The organism is Stutzerimonas stutzeri, assembly GCF_038561965.1.
Classification (GTDB): domain Bacteria; phylum Pseudomonadota; class Gammaproteobacteria; order Pseudomonadales; family Pseudomonadaceae; genus Stutzerimonas; species Stutzerimonas stutzeri_AA.
This window is the reverse complement of record NZ_CP139348.1, coordinates 944,016-963,789: the sequence shown is the minus strand read 5'-3', so window position 1 is coordinate 963,789 and position 19,774 is coordinate 944,016. Positions and strand designations below refer to the sequence as shown.

General features: G+C 62.6%; 18 protein-coding genes. 13 read left to right on the top strand and 5 right to left on the bottom strand.

Annotated elements, in window-relative coordinates; genetic code table 11:
- Nucleotides 1-43 precede the first annotated feature (43 nt).
- The 5 genes from SM130_RS04300 to SM130_RS04280 form a co-directional block, all read right to left on the bottom strand.
- Complete coding sequence (locus tag SM130_RS04300; protein ID WP_181019234.1) at nt 44-196, bottom strand: hypothetical protein; 153 nt, start codon at nt 194-196, stop codon at nt 44-46.
- Between the two features lie 50 nt (nt 197-246).
- On the bottom strand, nt 247-1,146 hold the full coding sequence (locus SM130_RS04295; RefSeq protein WP_102824574.1) for an AEC family transporter: 900 nt from the start codon (nt 1,144-1,146) through the stop codon (nt 247-249).
- Nucleotides 1,147-1,262: 116 nt separating this feature from the next.
- The gene (gene rfbD, locus SM130_RS04290) at nt 1,263-2,183 is read right to left on the bottom strand and encodes a dTDP-4-dehydrorhamnose reductase (RefSeq protein WP_102824573.1); all 921 of its coding nucleotides are present in this window, start codon (nt 2,181-2,183) and stop codon (nt 1,263-1,265) included.
- A 250-nt stretch (nt 2,184-2,433) separates the two neighbouring features.
- Entirely contained in the window at nt 2,434-3,141 is a 708-nt protein-coding gene (gene sfsA / locus SM130_RS04285; RefSeq protein WP_102824572.1) for a DNA/RNA nuclease SfsA, read from the bottom strand.
- The gene (locus SM130_RS04280) at nt 3,141-4,313 is read right to left on the bottom strand and encodes a pyridoxal phosphate-dependent aminotransferase (protein ID WP_102824571.1); all 1,173 of its coding nucleotides are present in this window, start codon (nt 4,311-4,313) and stop codon (nt 3,141-3,143) included. Before SM130_RS04280 ends, sfsA begins: the two co-directional genes overlap by 1 nt.
- A 191-nt stretch (nt 4,314-4,504) precedes the next feature.
- Here SM130_RS04280 and dksA point away from each other — a divergent pair, with 191 nt between their 5' ends.
- The 13 genes from dksA (at nt 4,505) to SM130_RS04215 (ending at nt 19,697) form a co-directional block, all read left to right on the top strand.
- A complete protein-coding gene (gene dksA, locus SM130_RS04275) occupies nt 4,505-4,951 on the top strand; it encodes an RNA polymerase-binding protein DksA (protein ID WP_102824570.1) in 447 nt (148 codons plus the stop codon).
- A 90-nt stretch (nt 4,952-5,041) separates the two neighbouring features.
- A complete protein-coding gene (gene gluQRS / locus SM130_RS04270) occupies nt 5,042-5,947 on the top strand; it encodes a tRNA glutamyl-Q(34) synthetase GluQRS (protein ID WP_102824569.1) in 906 nt (301 codons plus the stop codon).
- A gap of 106 nt (nt 5,948-6,053) precedes the next feature.
- Nucleotides 6,054-6,230 (top strand): hypothetical protein, encoded by a 177-nt coding sequence (locus tag SM130_RS04265; RefSeq protein ID WP_003095129.1) that lies wholly within the window; start codon nt 6,054-6,056, stop codon nt 6,228-6,230.
- Nucleotides 6,214-9,168 (top strand): sensor histidine kinase, encoded by a 2,955-nt coding sequence (locus tag SM130_RS04260; protein WP_102824568.1) that lies wholly within the window; start codon nt 6,214-6,216, stop codon nt 9,166-9,168. The genes SM130_RS04265 and SM130_RS04260 overlap by 17 nt, the downstream gene beginning before the upstream one ends.
- A gap of 61 nt (nt 9,169-9,229) precedes the next feature.
- Nucleotides 9,230-10,642: a sigma-54-dependent transcriptional regulator gene (locus SM130_RS04255; RefSeq protein WP_102824567.1), complete on the top strand. Its 1,413-nt coding sequence runs from the start codon at nt 9,230-9,232 to the stop codon at nt 10,640-10,642.
- Nucleotides 10,643-11,395: 753 nt separating this feature from the next.
- The gene (locus SM130_RS04250; protein WP_102824644.1) at nt 11,396-12,790 is read left to right on the top strand and encodes a polynucleotide adenylyltransferase PcnB; all 1,395 of its coding nucleotides are present in this window, start codon (nt 11,396-11,398) and stop codon (nt 12,788-12,790) included.
- 1 nt (nt 12,791) lies between these two features.
- Nucleotides 12,792-13,319 carry a 2-amino-4-hydroxy-6-hydroxymethyldihydropteridine diphosphokinase gene (gene folK, locus SM130_RS04245; protein WP_102824566.1) on the top strand — a complete coding sequence of 176 codons (528 nt, stop codon included), beginning with the start codon at nt 12,792-12,794 and terminating at the stop codon, nt 13,317-13,319.
- A 127-nt stretch (nt 13,320-13,446) separates the two neighbouring features.
- On the top strand, nt 13,447-14,247 hold the full coding sequence (panB, locus tag SM130_RS04240) for a 3-methyl-2-oxobutanoate hydroxymethyltransferase (RefSeq protein ID WP_102824565.1): 801 nt from the start codon (nt 13,447-13,449) through the stop codon (nt 14,245-14,247).
- Nucleotides 14,244-15,104 (top strand): pantoate--beta-alanine ligase, encoded by an 861-nt coding sequence (gene panC / locus SM130_RS04235; protein WP_102824564.1) that lies wholly within the window; start codon nt 14,244-14,246, stop codon nt 15,102-15,104. Before panB ends, panC begins: the two co-directional genes overlap by 4 nt.
- Before the next feature lie 83 nt (nt 15,105-15,187).
- On the top strand, nt 15,188-15,568 hold the full coding sequence (panD, locus tag SM130_RS04230; protein ID WP_102824563.1) for an aspartate 1-decarboxylase: 381 nt from the start codon (nt 15,188-15,190) through the stop codon (nt 15,566-15,568).
- Between the two features lie 363 nt (nt 15,569-15,931).
- Nucleotides 15,932-17,596, top strand: coding sequence for a glucose-6-phosphate isomerase (pgi, locus tag SM130_RS04225; protein ID WP_102824562.1), 1,665 nt, complete (start codon nt 15,932-15,934; stop codon nt 17,594-17,596).
- A gap of 144 nt (nt 17,597-17,740) precedes the next feature.
- A complete protein-coding gene (locus tag SM130_RS04220) occupies nt 17,741-18,616 on the top strand; it encodes an oxygenase MpaB family protein (protein ID WP_102824561.1) in 876 nt (291 codons plus the stop codon).
- Between the two features lie 64 nt (nt 18,617-18,680).
- Nucleotides 18,681-19,697 carry a class I SAM-dependent rRNA methyltransferase gene (locus SM130_RS04215; RefSeq protein WP_102824560.1) on the top strand — a complete coding sequence of 339 codons (1,017 nt, stop codon included), beginning with the start codon at nt 18,681-18,683 and terminating at the stop codon, nt 19,695-19,697.
- The last annotated feature ends 77 nt before the right edge of the window (nt 19,698-19,774 follow it).

Genomic DNA, 19,774 nt, shown 5'->3' with positions numbered 1-19,774 from the left:
CTGCCCGGCGCGTGCCGAACAGCCCTACTGCGCCCCCGTTCCGTCAGAACAGCAGCTTGAATATCCCGATCACCACGATCAGGCCAATGATGAAGATGATTCCCGCGGTCCCGCCGATAAATTTCAGCATGCTGTTCTCTCCCGTTTTCCAAAGGCTGTGATTTTGTGACACCCCCAGCTCGGGGGCGTTCGTCAAAATCCACCATGCAACGTCAAGACTGCCAGCTGCCGACGGGCAAAATTCGGTTAGCCAGCTGCGAGCATCATCCAGAGCGGCAGGCTGACGACGGCCAATACCGTGGACAGAAACACGGTCGAACTGACCGCTCGCGTATCCTCTGAGTGTTTGACGAAGGCCAGCACATTGACCCCGCTAGGGCAGGCCGCAAGCAGCACCAGTACGTTGCGCGCATCCTGATTCAGCCCAGGCAACAAACCGCTCAGCCACCAGACCAGTGCCGGAAACAGCGCCAGCTTGATCAGCGTCAGCAGTAGTACCAAGCTGCTTGGGCGCAACCGGTAACGCGACAGGCTGATACCCAGCACCATCAGCGCACAGGGCAACGCCGCTTGCGCCAGCCATCCGGCAACGCGCCACAGTGGCTCGGGCAGTGCCAGGCCGGAGAGGTTTAACAACGCACCAAGCAACAGCCCGATGATCAACGGATTCGCCAGGTTCTTCAGCAGCGCCGGCGCGCTGACCTTGTCGCCGTCACCCAGCGCCGCGTAGAAACTCTGCAGCGAAAACAGCACGAGACTGTGAAACACCAGGATGGCGAATACATAAACCAGACTTTCCGCGCCGAGCAGTGTGGTCACCAACGGGATGCCAACCAGCACATTGTTCGAATAGGCAGCCGTGAGACCCAGCGGTGTCGCCCGTCCGTTCCGCAGGTGGGCAACCGCATTGACCAGCAAGAAAACCAGCAGAACCGGCACGAAATAGGCCAGCAGAAGCATCGGCGACATGCCGTCGCTTAGCTCGGCACGTGCAATTCCGGTAAACAACACCGCCGGCATGAACAGTTTGAAGGTGACGCTGGCCAGGCCGGCGGCGCCTTCACTGCTCAACCATTGGCGCCAGCCGAACAGATAACCGAGCGTAATCAGACCGAAGATCGGCAGGATTGCCAACACCACCACCATGCTGCGCTTCCTCGCGAGAGCCGAACGTCAGGCCGCGCCCAGGCGCGGGGGGCGCAAGAATACACCGGTGATCGGGGAAATCGCACGGCGGCCGGGCGACCGCCGTAAACGTCGTATCAGGCCCGGGAGCTTCTTTCGCGGGCGACCGAGCGCTGTTCCTGGTGCTGCAGCGTGGCGATGACATCAGCCAGATCGTCCTGCCAGGCATGGAGCTTCAGGCCGAACGTCGACTCGAAGCGACTGCAATCGAGCACCGACCAGGCCGGGCGACGAGCAGGTGTTGGATATTGCGCAGTAGCGATCGGCGATACGGTCGGCTGTCGCTCGATCAGGCCGGCCGCTTCGCCCTGACGGAAAATCTCGGCGGCGAAGTCGTACCAGGAACAGGCTGGAGCGCCGCTGTAGTGGTACACGCCCCAGGCGAGCTCAGCACCGGCGGCATGCCGCCGGGCCAGCTCCAGCAACACCGAAGCGATCGTGCCAGCCTGGGTCGGGCAACCGATCTGATCGCTTACCACGCCAAGCGCATCGCGCTGCCGCGCGAGCCGCAGCATGGTCTTGACGAAATTGTGCCCGTGCACGCCATACACCCAACTGGTCCGCAGGATCAGGTGGGCAGGCAGGCGGGCCCTGATTGCCTCCTCCCCAGCCAGCTTGCTCGCGCCATACACGCCAGTCGGACCGGTTGCGTCGCCGTCGGTGTAAGGGTGATCGGCCTCACCCGAGAACACGTAATCGGTGGAGATGTGGAACAGCGGAATCCCCGCATGCGCGGCGGCCTCGGCGAGGTGACGCGCCCCGTCCCGGTTTACCGCATAGGCCTGCTCGCTATGGGATTCAGCATTGTCCACATGGGTGTAGGCTGCCGCATTGATGATCAGCTTGGGGCGTTGACGCATCGCGGCCGCGACCTGTTCAGGCTTGGAGATATCCAGCTGCGCCCGCGTCGGAGCCAGCGCTTCCAAGCCAAAACCTACCGCTCGCTCAACAAGCTCTCGCCCCACTTGGCCACCGGCACCGCAAACGAGAATTCGCATTCTTTGTCGCCTCATCAATGACGCCCGCGCCCGGCGCGGAGGTCCGAAAATCAGTTCTGCCCACAACGGCACGCGCGCAATCGCGGTGCCGCCCAAGATGCCGCCATCGAAGCCGGTAGGATCGCGTCGTTACGCCGTATCAAACGGCGGAGCAGAGCCTCCCGGAGGTGATGGATGTGGTTTCCAGCCTCGTTGAGGCCAGACGAAAGGCACTTTGTTCCCCAGCCGCAGAAAAATTTATGCCGCGGCGTCAGAGCAACACCGGTAGCCGAGCGCCAATCCGCAGCTCTGATGGGGACAGCTCGACGCCGTAAGCAAGCACCTCGACCCCAGCCGCCACTGCCTCCAGCAGCGCTGCGGCATATACCGGATCGATCTCGCCCGCGGGCCGAACCGCTTCGACACCACTGAGATTGACGCAGTACAGTTGCACGGCGCGTACCCCCGCCCGAGCCAGCGCCGCCAGTTCACGCAGGTGCCTGGTGCCACGCGCAGTCACCGCATCGGGAAACGCTGCAACAGCCGTATCGGCAAACCCGAGGGTGACGCTCTTGACCTCAACGAATGCGGCAACGCCAGCATAGTCGAGGCGAAAATCCACCCGGCTGTTCTCCGTTCCATAGGCGACTTCACGTTTTAGCGCCGTAAACCCCGCCAACTCGGCGATCTGCCCGTTCAGCAGCGCCTCCTCGACCAACGGATTGGCCCGTGCCGTATTCACGCAAGCCAAGCGCCCCTGCGGCGTTTCAACCAGTTCCCAGGTGCCAGGCAGCTTGCGCCGAGGGTCGTTGCTGCGTTGGAACCACAGCCGCGCGCCTTCCTCCATGCAGTTGAGCATCGACCCGGTGTTGGGGCAGTGAATACACAACGCCTCGCCTTCATCCGTGATGATATCGGCGAGAAAGCGCTTGTAACGCCTGACCAGTCGCCCCTGTTCCAGCGCTTGAGCGAAGCGCATCAGGATTGCCAGCTACGCAAGCCACGGGCGATGCGCGCGACGGCTTGCTCCAGACGAGGCAGGTCTTGGGTGTAGGCAAAGCGCACATGATGCCCGGCCTGGAAGCGGCCAAAATCCAATCCCGGGGTGATCGCGACGAATTCGATTTCCAGCATATGTTGGCAGAATGCGTAGGCATCGCCGCCGAACGCACTGATATCGGCATACAGATAGAACGCCCCTTGCGGCTCGACCGCGATGCCGAAGCCCAGCTCGCGCAGGGCTGGTAACAGGAAGTCTCGCCGACGGGCGAATTCGCAGCGTCGCGCCTTGAGTATCTCCAGCGTCGCCGGTTCGAAGCAGGCCAGGGCTGCGTGCTGGGCCATGCTTGGCGCGCTGATGTAGAGGTTTTGCGCAAGCTTTTCCAGCTCCGGAACGGCAGCCGGCGGCGCCACCAGCCAGCCCAGGCGCCAGCCGGTCATGCCGAAGTACTTGGAAAAGCTGTTGAGCACGAACGCGCCGTCATCGACCTCCAGCACGCTGGCCGCATCGACGCCATAAGTCAGCCCGTGGTAGATCTCATCAACCACCAGATGACCGCCACGTTCTTTCAGCGCCCCGGACAGCCGGGCCAGTTCGTCGCGCTCCAGCAGCGTGCCCGTCGGATTGGCCGGCGACGCGACCAGCGCACCGACACTGTCGCGGTCCCAGTAGCGCTCGACCAGCTCCGGGGTCAGCTGATAGCGAACCTCGGGGCCGACCGGCACCAATTGCGCAGTACCCTCGACTAGCCGCAGGAAATGCCGATTGCAGGGGTAGCCCGGATCGGCGAGCAACCAGTGCTTGCCCGGATCCACCAGCAGGCTCGCCGCCAGCAGCAGCGCACCGGAGCCACCGGGCGTAATCAGGATGCGTTCGGGGTCAATGGTTAATCCATAGCGTTGCACGTAGAAGCCGGCAATGGCTTCACGCAGCTGCGGCAGGCCGCGGGCGGGTGTGTAACGTGTGTGCCCGGCCGCCAATGCGGCCTGCCCTGCAGCGACGATAGGCGCTGCGGTGGTGAAGTCCGGTTCGCCAATTTCCAGATGAATGACGTCGTGGCCTTGAACTTGCAGCTGGTTGGCCCGCTCCAAAAGCGCCATGACGTGGAAAGGTTCGATTGCGCGGCTGCGCGCACTGTATGACGAGGTCATCTGACCTTCCTGCTGAGAACGAAACGTGAATTCTACCCAAGGTCCCGATACTGCTGTAATTACTGTTGGATTCGGGAGTAGCGCGCCCCGATCCGATCTGGTAAGTTCGCCCGCTTGCAGCCGCAGGGCCGGCACGGGCCGGCAAGGGACAAATCATCCTGCGCAATGGACATAGCGAGAGGCGTTCATCCATGCCCATTACCAAAGATACACCGTCGAACAAGCAACTGATTCGCGCCTTCGAGCCCTATAAGGAAAGCAAGGGCGACGAATACATGAGCGACAAGATGCGCGCCCACTTCACTGGCATCCTGAACAAGTGGAAACAGGAGCTGATGGAAGAGGTCGATCGCACCGTGCACCACATGCAGGACGAGGCTGCCAATTTCCCTGATCCGGCCGACCGTGCCAGCCAGGAAGAAGAGTTCAGCCTGGAACTGCGCGCCCGCGACCGCGAGCGCAAGCTGATCAAGAAGATCGACGAGACGCTGCAGCTGATCGAAGACAACGAGTACGGCTGGTGCGACTCCTGCGGCGTCGAGATCGGCATCCGCCGACTCGAAGCTCGCCCCACCGCCACGCTCTGCATCGACTGCAAGACGCTGGCGGAGATCAAGGAAAAGCAGATCGGTTCCTGATCCCGAACGGGGCGCTTCGGCGCCCCGCTTCATTTCAGGACTCTGCAGCGCTTCATCCGCCCCGCCATCACCGATCGCGCCGGCTCTGCCATGCCCTCTGCCACCCCTGCCCCTACTGATCGCTACGTCGGCCGTTTTGCCCCGACGCCCAGTGGTTACCTGCATTTCGGCTCGCTGGTCGCGGCCCTTGCTTCGTACCTGGATGCCCGCGCGGTCGGCGGTCGCTGGCTGCTACGCATGGAGGACATCGATCCGCCGCGGGAAATGCCGGGCGCGCAGAAGGCCATCGTCGATACGCTCTTGAGTTACGGCTTCGAATGGGACGGCGAGATGCTGTGCCAGAGCGAGCGGCACGCGGCATATCGCACCGCAATTGAGCGATTGCTCGATGAAGGGCTGGCCTATGCCTGCACCTGCTCGCGCAAGCAGCTCGCAGACTACCCTGGTCCCTACCCCGGCTTTTGCCGCGACGCCGGGAACGGCCTCGAAGATGCAGCCATTCGCCTGCGGCTACCGGACCGCGAGTGTGGCTTCATCGATCGCGTGCAGGGCGAGTTTCGTCAGCACCTGGGTCGCGAGGTTGGTGATTTCGTAATCTGCCGCCGCGACGGCCTGATCGCCTACCAGCTCGCCGTGGTGCTGGACGATGCCTGGCAAGGTGTCACCGACGTCGTGCGTGGCGCCGATCTGCTCGACTCCACGCCGCGCCAGCTCTACCTGCAGGAAGTATTGGGCCTGCCGCAACCACGCTATCTGCACCTGCCGCTGATCATCCAGCCGGACGGCCACAAGCTGGGCAAGAGCTACCGCTCGCCACCGTTGCAGCCCCACGAGGCGAGCCCGCTGCTGCTGCGCGCACTGCGCGCCCTCGGCCAGCTGCCGGCAGCAGAACTGAACGATGCGCTGCCAAGCGAAATCCTCGGCTGGGCGGTTAGTCACTGGGATGCCGAACGTATCCCGCGCACCCGGACTCTGGCTGAGGCGCAGCTGCGTTGAGTGGCCGGCAGCGCCGAGCGGAACATACGACTGGTTTTGCCCGCCACTGGTGGCTTGCAACGTGCCGCTGCTCTACCATCGCCTCACTTCCGACACGAGACCCGGCATGTATATCTACCGACTGGTGCTGCTCCTGGTAGTGGGGATCTATCTGTTCTCCCCGGCGATCATGGACTGGTGGATCGACCCCAACGGCGCGTGGTATCGACCCTACCTGCTGTGGCTGATCCTGATCGTGGTGACCTTCATTCTCCAGAGCCAGCGTGATGCAGACGAGCTTTAGCCTGAGCCACCTGATCCTGATCAGCGCCGCCTACCTGTTCATGCTGTTCGGCGTCGCCTGGGTCAGCGAACGCGGCCTGATTCCGCGCTGGGTCATCCGTCATCCACTGACCTACACCCTATCGCTGGGCGTCTATGCCAGCGCCTGGGCCTTCTACGGCACCGTCGGCCTGGCCTATCAGTACGGCTATGGTTTTCTCGCCACCTATCTGGGCGTCTGCGGCGCCTTTCTGCTGGCGCCGGTGCTGCTCTATCCGATTCTGCGCATCACCCGCACCTACCAGCTGTCGTCACTCGCCGACCTGGTGGCGTTCCGTTTCCGCAGCACCTGGAGCGGCGCCCTGACCACCATCGTCATGCTGATCGGCATGCTGCCGTTGCTCGCCCTGCAGATCCAGGCGGTGGCCGATGCCATCGGCATCCTCACCCTCGAACCGCTGCAAGAGCGCGTGGCGCTGGGCTACTGCCTGATGATCATGCTGTTCACCATTCTTTTCGGTGCCCGTCACATCGCCACGCGGGAAAAACATGAAGGACTGGTGTTCGCCATCGCCTTCGAATCCATCGTCAAACTGGTGACCTTCGGTGCGATCGGCCTCTATGCCCTTTATGTGGTATTCGGCGGCCCGCATCAGCTGGAGATCTGGCTGCTGCAGAACCAGTCGGCCTTGCAGGCATTGCACACACCTTTGCAGGAAGGCCCCTGGCGCACGCTGCTGCTGGTGTTCTTCGCCTCAGCCATCGTGATGCCGCACATGTACCACATGACCTTTACCGAAAACCTCAACCCACGCGGCCTGGTCAGTGCCAGCTGGGGTTTGCCGCTCTATCTGCTGCTGATGAGCCTGGCCGTACCGCTGATTCTCTGGGCCGGCCTCAAGCTTGGGGTGAGCACCAACCCGGAGTACTTCACCCTCGGCCTGGGGATCGCCGCGCAGAGCGAGACGTTGGCGCTACTGGCGTTCGTTGGCGGCCTGTCAGCCTCCAGTGGGTTGATCATCGTCAGCACCCTGGCGCTGTCGGGTATGGCGCTCAACCATCTGGTGCTGCCGCTGTATCAGCCATCCAGCGAAGGCAACATCTATCGCTGGCTGAAGTGGACACGCCGCAGCCTGATCTTCGCCATCATCATGGCCGGCTACGGTTTCTACCTGCTGCTCGGCGCCGAGCAGGATTTGTCCAACCTCGGCATCGTCGCCTTCGTCGCCACCCTGCAGTTCCTTCCAGGCGTGCTTTCGGTGCTCTACTGGCCGACGGCCAATCGGCGTGGCTACATCGCCGGCCTGCTGGGCGGCATCGGCGTCTGGATGGTAACCATGCTGTTGCCGCTGGTAGGCAATCTGGATGGTTTCTACATACCGTTATTCAACGTCGTCTACGTGCTGGATGACACCAGTTGGCACCTGGCTGCGATCGCCTCGCTAGCAGTCAACGTACTGGCGTTCTCGTTGTTCTCCATCTTCACCGAAACCAGTCCCGAAGAGCAGAGTGCTGCCGAAGCCTGCGCTGTGGAGAATGTCCGCCGCCCACAACGTCGCGAGCTGATGGCTGCCTCGCCGCAGGAGTTCGCTACCCAGCTGGCCAAGCCTCTCGGCGCCAAGACCGCCCAGCGCGAAGTGGAACAGGCACTGCGCGATCTGCAATTGCCCTTCGACGAGCACCGCCCCTACGCTCTGCGCCGCCTGCGCGACCGTATTGAAGCCAACCTTTCCGGCCTGATGGGCCCCAGCGTGGCGCAAGACATCGTCGAGAACTTCCTGGCCTACAAAAACGGTGCCGAGGGCTACATCACCGAAGATATTCACTTCATCGAGAGCCGTCTGGAGGAGTACCACTCGCGCCTGACCGGCCTGGCCGCTGAACTCGATGCCCTGCGCCGCTATCACCGGCAAACACTGCAGGAACTGCCCATGGGCGTCTGCTCGCTGGCCAAGGATCAGGAAATCCTCATGTGGAACCGCGCCCTCGAAGAGCTCACCGAGATTCCCGCGCTGCAGGTAGTCGGCTCGCGCCTGTCGACCATCGCCGAGCCCTGGCGCAGCCTGCTGAGCGATTTCATTGAGCAAGCCGACGAGCACCTGCACAAGCAACGCCTGGCGCACAATGGCCATCGCCGCTGCCTCAACCTGCACAAGGCAGCCATTGCCGAGCCACTGGCGCCGGGTAATAGCGGCCTGGTGCTGCTGGTCGAAGACCTGACCGAAACCCAGCAGCTTGAGGACCGCCTGGTGCACTCCGAACGCCTGGCCAGCATCGGCCGCCTGGCAGCCGGTGTTGCGCACGAAATCGGCAATCCGATCACCGGCATCGCCTGCCTGGCGCAGAACCTGCGGGAAGAGCGCGACGGTGATGGCGAAATCGTTGAGATCAGCGGCCAGATCATCGAGCAAACCAAGCGCGTCTCGCGCATTGTGCAATCGCTGATGAGCTTCGCCCATGCCGGCGAGCGCCAGCACCAGCTGTATCCGGTGAGCCTGGCGCAAGCCACGCAAGATGCCATCGGCCTGCTCTCGCTCAACCGCAATCGCACCGAGGTGCAGTTCGTCAACATCTGCGATCCGGAGCATTTTGCCGAAGGCGACCCGCAACGCCTCGCGCAAGTACTGATCAACCTGCTTTCCAATGCCCGCGACGCGTCGCCGCAAGGCGGCGTGATCCGTATCAGCAGCGAGGTCGCCGAGCAGACCGTGTATCTGCTGGTCGAGGACGAAGGCGAGGGGATTCCCAAGGACATTCAGGATCGACTGTTCGAACCGTTTTTCACCACCAAGGACCCAGGCGAAGGCACCGGCCTGGGCCTCGCGCTGGTCTATTCGATCATTGAAGAGCATTATGGCCAGATCGATATCGACAGCCCGGCCGACCCGGAAACACAGCGCGGCACCCGTTTTCGCATCACCCTGCCGCGGCATGTCGAAGCGTCCCATGCCGTAAGTTGAAGAGGCGACTGCCGTTCCGGCCCGGCGCCGGTTCTGCCTCCAGACCGTCGAGAGAGTACTGATGTCACACATTCTGATCGTCGAAGACGAAACCATCATCCGCTCTGCCCTGCGACGCCTGCTTGAGCGCAACCAGTACGAGGTCAGCGAAGCCGGCTCGGTGCAGGAGGCACAGGAGCGCTACAGCATTCCGGGTTTCGACCTCATCGTCAGCGACCTAAGACTACCCGGCGCGCCCGGCACAGAGCTGATCAAGCTCGCCGAAGGCACGCCAGTGCTGATCATGACCAGCTATGCCAGTCTGCGCTCGGCTGTGGACTCGATGAAGATGGGCGCGGTCGACTACATCGCCAAACCATTCGATCACGACGAGATGCTGCAGACCGTGGCACGCATTCTCAGCGACCATCAGCACAACGCCGCGACACAGGCGCAACCCGCGCGTAACACGAGCGCCGCATCAGGCGAAGCTGATCGGGACGACATCGGCATCATCGGCCACTGCGCGCCCATGCAGGATATGTTCGGCAAGATTCGCAAGGTCGCCCCGACCGACTCCAACGTGCTGATTCAGGGCGAGTCGGGCACCGGCAAGGAATTGGTCGCCCGTGCGCTGCACAACCTTTCACGACGCGCCAAGGCCCCGATGATTTCGGTCAACTGCGCCGCCATCCCGGAAACACTGATCGAGTCCGAACTGTTCGGCCATGAAAAAGGTGCCTTCACCGGCGCCAGTGCGGGCCGCGCCGGCCTGGTCGAAGCAGCGGATGGTGGCACACTGTTCCTCGACGAGATCGGCGAACTGCCACTGGAGGCGCAGGCACGCCTGCTGCGGGTATTGCAGGAAGGCGAGATCCGCCGGGTTGGCTCGGTGCAATCGCAGAAGGTCGATGTGCGCCTGATTGCAGCTACGCACCGCGACCTGAAAACCCTGGCCAAGACCGGGCAGTTCCGTGAAGACCTCTACTACCGACTGCACGTCATCGCGCTCAAGCTACCGCCGCTGCGCGAGCGCGGGAGTGACGTGCTGGAGATCGCCGAGGCGTTCCTCGCACGCCAGGGCGAACGCATGGGCAGCGATGATCTGCACTTCTCCCGCGATGCCGAGCAGGCGATCCGTCATTACTCCTGGCCAGGCAACGTGCGCGAGCTGGAAAACGCAATCGAACGCGCGGCAATTCTTAGCGAAAGCCCGGAAATCGATGCCGAGCTGCTTGGCATCGACATCGAGCTTGATGAGTTGGACGACGACTTCGACGAGCCCCTCGGCAGCATCCGCGGTATAGCCAGCAGCAACGAGCCGACCGAGGACCTGTCGCTGGAGGATTACTTCCAGCACTTCGTGCTCGAACATCAGGACCACATGACCGAAACCGAGCTGGCTCGCAAGCTGGGCATCAGCCGGAAATGCCTATGGGAACGGCGCCAGCGCCTGGGTATCCCACGCCGCAAATCGAGTAGCGCTGCTGGGTAACCTGTTACCGCCACTGCACGACTCGTAACAAAAACCGGGAGTAACGGTAACGTTGTCCCGGTTTTTTCTTGCCCGCCTGAAATGCAAAAATCACTAACCTACTGATATATAACGAATTTAAAAAGCTGGCACGGCAACTGCTATCTAAATGGCACAACAACAATAACAAGCAGATCCCATAACAAGAACAAGACGTAACGGCTCCAGCAAAATAACGACAAGAAGGCGGAGGCGCAGCTAACTGATTCTTTTGGAGAGGACTTGCCACGGGGTTCGCCCCACGACCAGGCCGAGAACAATAAAAAACTGCATCGAGCAGGGCCCGCACTGGTTGGATCGAAGATCAAGGCAAAGTCAGCAACCAAAGAAATCCGTTTGCTATTAGCTCTCATTATAAGAGCGCTCTCGAAGGCCACGGCCCAAGGGAACAGGCGAACAACAAGAACAGCAACGCCTGAACGACTAATAACAATAAAAGCACGCAACAGTATTCAGAGGGGAGCTTCGGCTCCCCTTTGTGCTATTCGGGATTTGTCGACCCGGCCCGCGAACCCGTTGCACTGGCGCCACATCAAGCACCACGCACCCGACCTGAGTGCTGCGCTGAGCAATACCTTCGTCACGCTGCGCAAGATGCTTTTTGACACCTCCCCGCGCATCGTTCAACATCCAGCACTCTCGGTGCTAGAATCCGCGCAGGTTTCGCGGCCATTCGCGACACCGGCCCGTCATTCCGCCACACAGTTGCCCCCCATGCTGAAAAAGCTGTTCCAGTCTTTTCGTCTTCCTCTGCGCCGTATCCCGCATCCCCGCCGCACACCTGAAATTCTGTCCAGCCGGCAGCATTCCCTGCATCGCAACGAGATCAGTCGTTACGCGGTGAGCGTGGTCGAACGGCTGCAGCAGGCTGGTTACGAGGCCTATGTCGTGGGCGGCTGCGTGCGCGATCTGCTGCTGCAGCTGAACCCCAAGGATTACGACGTCGCCACCAGCGCGACGCCCGAGCAGGTGCGTGCCGAGTTCCGCAACGCACGGGTGATTGGGCGACGGTTCAAGCTGGTGCATGTGCATTTCGGTCGCGAGATCATTGAAGTCGCCACCTTCCGCGCCAACCATCCCGAAGAGGATGACGATGACGCCAGCCATATGGCATCGCGTAATGAGAGCGGGCGCATCCTGCGCGACAACATCTATGGCACGCTCGAGGACGACGCCCAGCGCCGCGACTTCACCATTAACGCGCTGTATTACGATCCGACCACGGAACGCATTCTCGATCACACCCGCGGTGTGCATGATATCCGCAACCGCCTGATTCGGCTGATTGGTGACCCCGAGCAACGCTATCAGGAAGACCCGGTGCGCATGCTGCGCGCGGTGCGCTTCGCCGCCAAACTCGACTTTGAGATCGAGCGCCACAGCGCCGAACCCATCGTCGATCTGGCCGACCTGCTCGACGGCATTCCCTCGGCCCGTCTGTTCGACGAAATACTCAAGCTGTTCCTCGGTGGCAAGGCCGAGCGCACCTTCGAGCTGCTGCTCGAATACGACCTTTTCGCCCCGCTGTTCCCGGCGAGCGCAGCGGCCCTGGAGCGCGACCCGGAATACGCCGGTACGCTGATCCGCAACGCGCTGGCCAATACCGACCTGCGTATCCAGCAAGGCAAGCCGGTCACGCCCGCCTTCCTTTTCGCCGCACTGCTCTGGCCTGCCCTGCCCGCTCGCGTGCAGGAACTGCAGGATCGTGGCATGCCGCCGATCCCGGCGATGCAGGAAGCCGCGCACGACATCATCTGGGAGCAGTGCCAGCGCACCGCCATTCCCAAACGCTTCACCATGCCCATGCGCGAAATCTGGGATATGCAGGAGCGCCTGCCACGTCGCCAGGGTCGCCGCGCCGACCAGCTGCTGGAAAACCCCCGCTTCCGTGCCGGTTACGACTTCCTCCTGCTGCGTGAAAGCGCCGGTGAGCAGACCGGGGGCCTGGGTGACTGGTGGACCGACTACCAGGAAGCCAGCGAAAGCGAGCGGCGCAACATGATTCGCGGGCTCAGCAATAAAGACGAAGCGGGCGGAGCGAAAAAACGCCGCCGCGGCGGACGTCGCCGGCGGGCTCCGGGCGACAGCGCCGCCACCCCGGCCGAGTAAGATGGAACGCGTCTATATCGGCCTGGGGAGCAACCTGGCCGATCCGCAACAACAACTGCGCGGCGCCCTCCAGGCGCTGGCAGAGCTCTCGCAAAGCAACCTGGCGGCAGTCTCGTCACTCTATGCCAGCGATCCACTTGGGCCAGCCGACCAGCCACGCTACGTCAATGCTGTTGCTGCCCTGGACACCAGCCTCGCACCGCTCGCCCTGCTCGACGCCCTGCAGTGCATCGAACTGGCCCAGGGCCGCGAACGCAAAGCCAAACGCTGGGGACCACGCACGCTGGATCTGGATATGCTGCTGTTCGGCGACCGCCTGATTGACGAGCCGCGCCTCAAGGTTCCGCACTATCACATGCAGGCCCGCGCATTCGTGCTCTACCCATTGGCCGAGATTGCGCCGGCGGAACTGGTGCTAGCAGACGGTCGGCGACTCACCGATCTGCTCGCAGCCTGCCCATTCAGCGGCCTGGAGCGCCTCTCCAGCGACAGTGTCACCGTCGCGGTAACGAACGTAACGTGCGGGTAACACTCGCGATTGACTTACTCTGTCGCCGCCGGGACTATAAGCGCCCTCTGCCATTGGCGACCGCCGCGCGCTAGCGGTGCACTGCCCCGGCAATCCTGACCTCCGAGGCTCGAAGAGGACGGCATTCATGCCAGACGTAACCCTGACCACGCTGCAAGGACTCAAGCACAAGCGCGAGAAGATCGTCATGCTCACCTGCTATGACGCCACCTTCGCCAAGACCGCCTGCGATGCGGGCGTCGAGATGCTTTTGATCGGCGACTCACTCGGCATGGTCCTGCAAGGTCACGACAGCACCTTGCCAGTCACCGTCGCCGACATGGCCTACCACACCGCCAGCGTCAAACGCGGCAACCGTGGCGCGATGATCGTTGCCGACCTGCCATTCATGGCTAACGCCACGACTGAGCAGACCCTGAACAACTCGGCCGTGCTGATGCAGGCCGGCGCGCACATGATCAAGCTCGAAGGCACTGCCTGGCTGGCCGAGTCGATCCGGCTTCTGGCCGAGCGTGGCATTCCGGTCTGCGCCCACATGGGGCTGACGCCTCAGGCCGTTAACCTCTTCGGCGGTTACAAGGTCCAAGGCCGCGAAGAAGCCCAGGCGCAGCAAATGCTGGCAGACGCCAAAGCGCTGGAAGCCGCTGGCGCCGCGATGTTACTGCTCGAATGCGTCCCCAGCGATCTCGCCGCGCGCATTACTCAGGCGGTGGGCATTCCGGTGATCGGCATCGGCGCCGGCAGCGACACCGACGGCCAGGTGTTGGTGCTGCACGATATGCTCGGGCTTTCGCTCAGCAGTCGTGTACCGAAGTTCGTCAAGAACTTCATGCGCGAGCACGGCGACATCCCTTCCGCCATTGCCGGCTATGTAAAAGCGGTCAAGGCCACCGAATTTCCCGCAGCCGAGCACGGTTTCTCCGCATGAACATCGTCAAGACCATTGCCGACCTGCGCGCTGCGGTCGCCCGGGCCCGCAGCGAGGGCAAGCGCATCGGCTTCGTGCCGACCATGGGCAATCTGCACGCTGGCCATATCGCACTGGTAAAAAAGGCCGGTCAGCGTGCCGACTTCGTAGTCGCCAGCATCTTCGTCAACCCGCTGCAGTTCGGCCCCAACGAGGACCTGGACAGCTATCCGCGTACCCTGGCAGCGGATCAGGACAAGTTGTTCGAAGCCGGCTGCCACCTGCTCTTCGCGCCCAGCGTGGAAGAGATGTACCCACACGGCCAGGCCCAGCAGACCATCGTCCGCGTCCCTGGCGTATCGGAAGGCCTGTGTGGCGGCAGTCGCCCCGGGCACTTCGACGGCGTCTCCACGGTGGTGACCAAGCTGTTCAACATGGTTTTGCCGGATCTCGCGGTGTTCGGGCAGAAGGACTTCCAGCAGCTGGCGGTTATTCGCACCATGGTTCGCGACCTGAACATGCCGGTGCAGATCCTTTCCGAGCCGATCGTTCGGGCCGATGACGGCCTGGCACTGTCGTCGCGCAACGGCTATCTGACCCCGGACGAGCGTGCCACGGCTCCCGTGCTCTATCGCACGCTGAACCAGCTGGACATGGCCATCCGCGGCGGCCGCCGTGACTACCCGGCACTGATCGACGAAGGCCTGAGCGCGCTGCAAACCGCCGGCCTGCGTCCGGACTATCTGGAAGTTCGCAACGCCATCGATCTGCAGCCCGTGAGCGACGCGTCCAGCGAAGTGGTTATTCTCGCCGCTGCCTATTTGGGCAAGACGAGACTGCTCGATAACCTGCTCGTCGATATCCGCACATCGGCCTGATCCCAGCCAATTGTCCGCAGCCTTGATCACCCTCAAGGCTTGAGGCACACTCTGCGCCGCTTGCGCACCCGGAGGACCCTGCCATGCACGCCATCATGCTTAAGGCCAAACTGCACCGCGCCCAGGTAACTCACTCGGTGCTCGATTATGAAGGTTCCTGCGCCATCGACGGCGAGTGGCTGGACCTGGCCGGCATCCGTGAGTACGAACAGATCCAGATCTACAACGTCGACAACGGCGAGCGCTTCACCACCTACGCGATCCGCGGCGAGGAAGGGTCGAAAATCATCTCGGTCAACGGTGCCGCTGCTCACAAGGCGGGTGTCGGCCATCGCCTGATCATCTGCGCCTACGCCCACTACAGCGAGGCCGAGCTGCTCAGCTTCAAGCCTCACGTGCTCTACATGGGTGCCGACGGCGAGCTTAGCCACACCAGCAACGCCATCCCGGTACAGGTTGCCTGACCTCTCCGCCTGGCATCGCTGAAAAGAAAGCCCGAAGTGTTCGCACTTCGGGCTTTTTCGTTGTGCGAAGCGCCCACGGGTTCTGGATGATTGGGAAGATGCATCAGTGCAGGCAGAATAGAAGAAATAGCCCGGAACGTAGCAGGGGTTTTCCCTGTCTCAGCTGACTCTGATGGCATAGGATGTGCCTTCACCGGCTCGGTCAAAGCCGGGTTCGGCCAGCATCCGCAGCATTCAGGACGAGTGCCGGCGCGCCCGCACGGTCATACATATCACTGAATCCTGTCGCGGCCATTGCGCGCCGCGATGTGCACTAACCGCAAGGATTCAGCGGCCTGTCAAAGCAAAGGAAGCCGCATCACCATGAGCTACTACCAGCATCCGCTCGATGTCACCGGTCTGCCGTCCTGGAAGGCCTTGGAAGAACACCGCCTGGCCATGCAGAACTTCAGCATGCGCGAAGCATTCAAGGCCGACCCGACACGCTTCGATGATCTGTCGGTTTCCTGCAGCGGTCTGTTTCTCGACTATTCGAAGAACCTGATCACTCCTGAAACCCGCACCCTGCTGGTGAACCTCGCACGCGAGGCCGGCGTTGAGCAGGCAGCCCATGCGATGTTCGAAGGCGAGAGGATCAACGGCTCGGAGAATCGCCCGGTATTGCACACCGCACTGCGCCGTCCCATGGGCGAATCGGTGATGGTCGACGGCAAGAACATAATCCGCGACGTGCACACCGCCCTGGCGCAGATGACCGATATCGTCACCCGCATCCACAACAATCTGTGGCGCGGCTTTAGCGACAAGACCATCACCGACGTGGTGAACATCGGCATCGGCGGCTCCTTCCTCGGTCCGCAGCTGGTCTCCGAGGCGCTGCTGCCGTTCACCCAGCACGGCGTGCGCACGCATTACCTGGCGAACATCGACGGCAGCGAATTTCGCGAAGTAACCGCCAAGCTGAACGTTGAAACCACCCTGTTCATCATCTCCAGCAAGACCTTCGGCACGCTGGAGACGCTGAAGAACGCCCAAGCCGCGCGCAACTGGTACCTGGGCAAGGGTGGCACCGAGGAGAAGCTCTACCGTCATTTCATCGCGGTGACCAGCAACAAGCAGGCGGCCATGGAATTCGGCATCCGCGAAAAGAACATCTTCCCGATGTGGGATTGGGTCGGTGGCCGTTACTCGCTGTGGTCGGCGATCGGCCTGCCCATCGCGCTCGCCATCGGCATGTCCAACTTCAAGGACCTGCTCTCCGGCGCTTACAGCATGGACCAGCATTTCCTCAGCGAACCGTTCGAGAACAACATGCCGGTTCTGCTGGCAATGCTGGGCATTTGGTACCACAACTTCTGGGGCGCTGAGAGCTACGCCTTCCTGCCCTACGACCATTACCTGCGCAACTTCGTCAAACACCTGCAGCAGATGGACATGGAGTCCAACGGCAAGAGCGTGCGCCAGGACGGCACACCGGTTTCCTGCACCACCGGCCCAGTGATCTGGGGCGGTGTCGGCGCCAACGGCCAGCACGCCTATCATCAGTTGCTGCACCAAGGCACACCGCTGATTCCGGCGGATTTCATTGTCCCGGTGGTCAGCCACAACCCCGTCGCCGATCACCACGAGTGGCTCTACGCCAACTGCCTGTCGCAAAGCCAGGCGCTGATGCGCGGCAAGACGCGCGAGGAAGCCGAGGCTGAACTGCGTGCCAAGGGTCTGAGCGAAGCCGAGGTTCAGCGTCTTGCGCCGCACAAGGTGATTCCGGGCAACCGGCCGAGCAATACCGTGGTCATGGAAACCATCAGCCCCGGCCGTCTCGGCGCGTTGATCGCGCTATACGAGCACAAGGTCTTCGTCCAAGGCGTGATCTGGGGAATCAACTCCTTCGATCAGTGGGGCGTGGAACTTGGCAAGGACCTGGGCAAGGCCGTCTATAACCAGATGACCCGCTTCGATGCCGCTCCGGCAGAAGATGCCTCCACCCAAGGTCTGATCGACTTCTTCCGCGGCCGTCATCGCGGCTGACAGCGCCACCTGACCGGACGGCGCGCTGCTGTCCGGTCACGCCTACCCAAGCCTCGCCCCTGGTCCGAACCTTAGCGCAACCGCAGGCAACGACCGCCTCCTCAGGTAACATCGCCTGCTTCAGAAGCCAGCAGCGCCATTACCATGGAATTCATCCGCCGTCAGATCGAAACCCGCGTGCTCAGCCTCACCGGCCTGGCGATCGGTGGCGTGGATTACGAGCATCCGCCGGGCGACCCTGGCCTGTTCGGGCCGGAGTCGGTCTGTTGGCGGGTGCACGGCGATTTCACCTCGATGATGGTCGGCGGAATCTCCGCGTTGCTGCTACAGGCGCTGCATCCTCTGGCGCTAGCCGGCGTGTGGGATCACTCCAACTTTCGCCAGGACCTGCTCGGCCGGCTGCGGCGCACCGGCCAGTTCATCTCCGCGACAACCTTCGGTAGCCAGGCCGACGCCGACCGGTTGATCGAGCGGGTCCAGCGGATCCACGCCGGCGTGACCGGTACGGCGCCGGATGGCCGCCCCTATGCCGCTTCCGACCCGGATCTGCTGACCTGGGTCCATGTCGCGGAAGTCAGCAGCTTTCTCAAATCGCACCTGCGTTACCTCAACCCTTCCCTCTCCGCGGCCGAGCAGGATCGCTATTACGATGAAGTCGCGCTGATAGCCGAGCGCCTCGGCGCCAAGGATGTGCCACGCTCACGCGCGCAGATCGCGGCTTACCTGGAACGACTCCGACCTCAGCTGCGTAGCGACGAACGCGCACTGGAGATCTTGCAGATACTGCGTACCGCCCCGGCGCCGAGCCCGCTGCTCCGGCCGTTCGGGACGCTGATGCTGCACGCCGGTGTCGAGCTCATGCCTGAATGGGCTCCGGCGATGCTTGGCCTTTCATTGAGCGACAACCGACGCCAGCTGATCCGCGCTGGCGTGCGCAGTACCGCACCGGTATTGCGCTGGGCCGTACGCAGCGGCTCAGTGCATCGCGCACGCCGGCGTATGGGCCTGCCGCCACGCTAGCATCGCCCGACTGTCGAAGCGTTTCTTGGTAAACTGCGCGCCCTCCTATTTCGAGTCGCCGCGCATGCCCTCTCTAGACCAGGCGCTGCGCGCCGCCTTCGAAGCCCGTCGCCCGCTGCTCGACGAGCTGCAGCTACAGGGCACTGATTGCTATCGGCTGTTCCATGGCAGCCAGGAAGGCGCAGCCGGTCTGACGGTCGATCGCTACGGGCCGCAACTGATGGTGCAGAGCTTTCACCAGTCACTCGATGCGCTGTCGTTGCAGACTATCCATGACGAGGCCGGCGAATTTCTCGGGCAACCGCTGCAACTCATCTACAACGACCGCTCGCAAAGCAACTCGCGCATCGATCGCAGCGTTGCGGGTCATCAGCCAGACGACGCTGCGCTCGAAGATCAGATCGCCCATGAGTGGAGCCTGCGCTATCGCATACGCGGGCGCCACAGCGGGCAGGATCCGCTGTTGTTTCTCGATCTGCGCAACGCCCGCGGTTGGGTTAAGCAGCACAGCGCCGGCAAGTCGGTGCTCAACCTGTTCTCCTATACCTGTGGCGTCGGGCTGTGCGCTGCTGCAGGCGGCGCGGCGGAAGTCTGGAATGTCGATTTTGCCGAGCGCAACCTGGCAGTGGGACGGGAAAACGGCGAGCTGAATCCGTCTTTGCCGCCGATGCATTTTGTCCAGTCCGACTACTTTCCGGCCATCCGCCAGCTGGCCGGGCTGCCGATCAGCGCGCGCCGCGGACGCGCGCTCCCGGATTACCCGCGCCTGGCGCAACGCCAGTTCGACCTGGTGTTGCTCGACCCGCCCGCCTGGGCACGCAGTGCGTTCGGCACGGTGGATCTGCTGCGCGACTACCAAAGCCTGCTCAAACCGGCGTTGCTGGCCACCGCCGAAGGGGGCGTGCTGATCTGTTGCAACAACCTGGCGAAGGTATCTATGGATGACTGGCGGAGCCAGGTCCTGCGCTGCGCCGAGAAAGCCGGCAGGCCGGTACGCGAATGGCAGGCGCTGGCACCGGCTGCCGACTTTCCGTCCCACGATGGGCTGGCACCACTAAAGACTCTGATTCTGCGGCTCTGAGCGCATTGCCCGCGTCGCTCGATTCGGGGAACCGCATGCCCGTGCCATACTCCAAGGCATCCATCCGCCAGGAATAC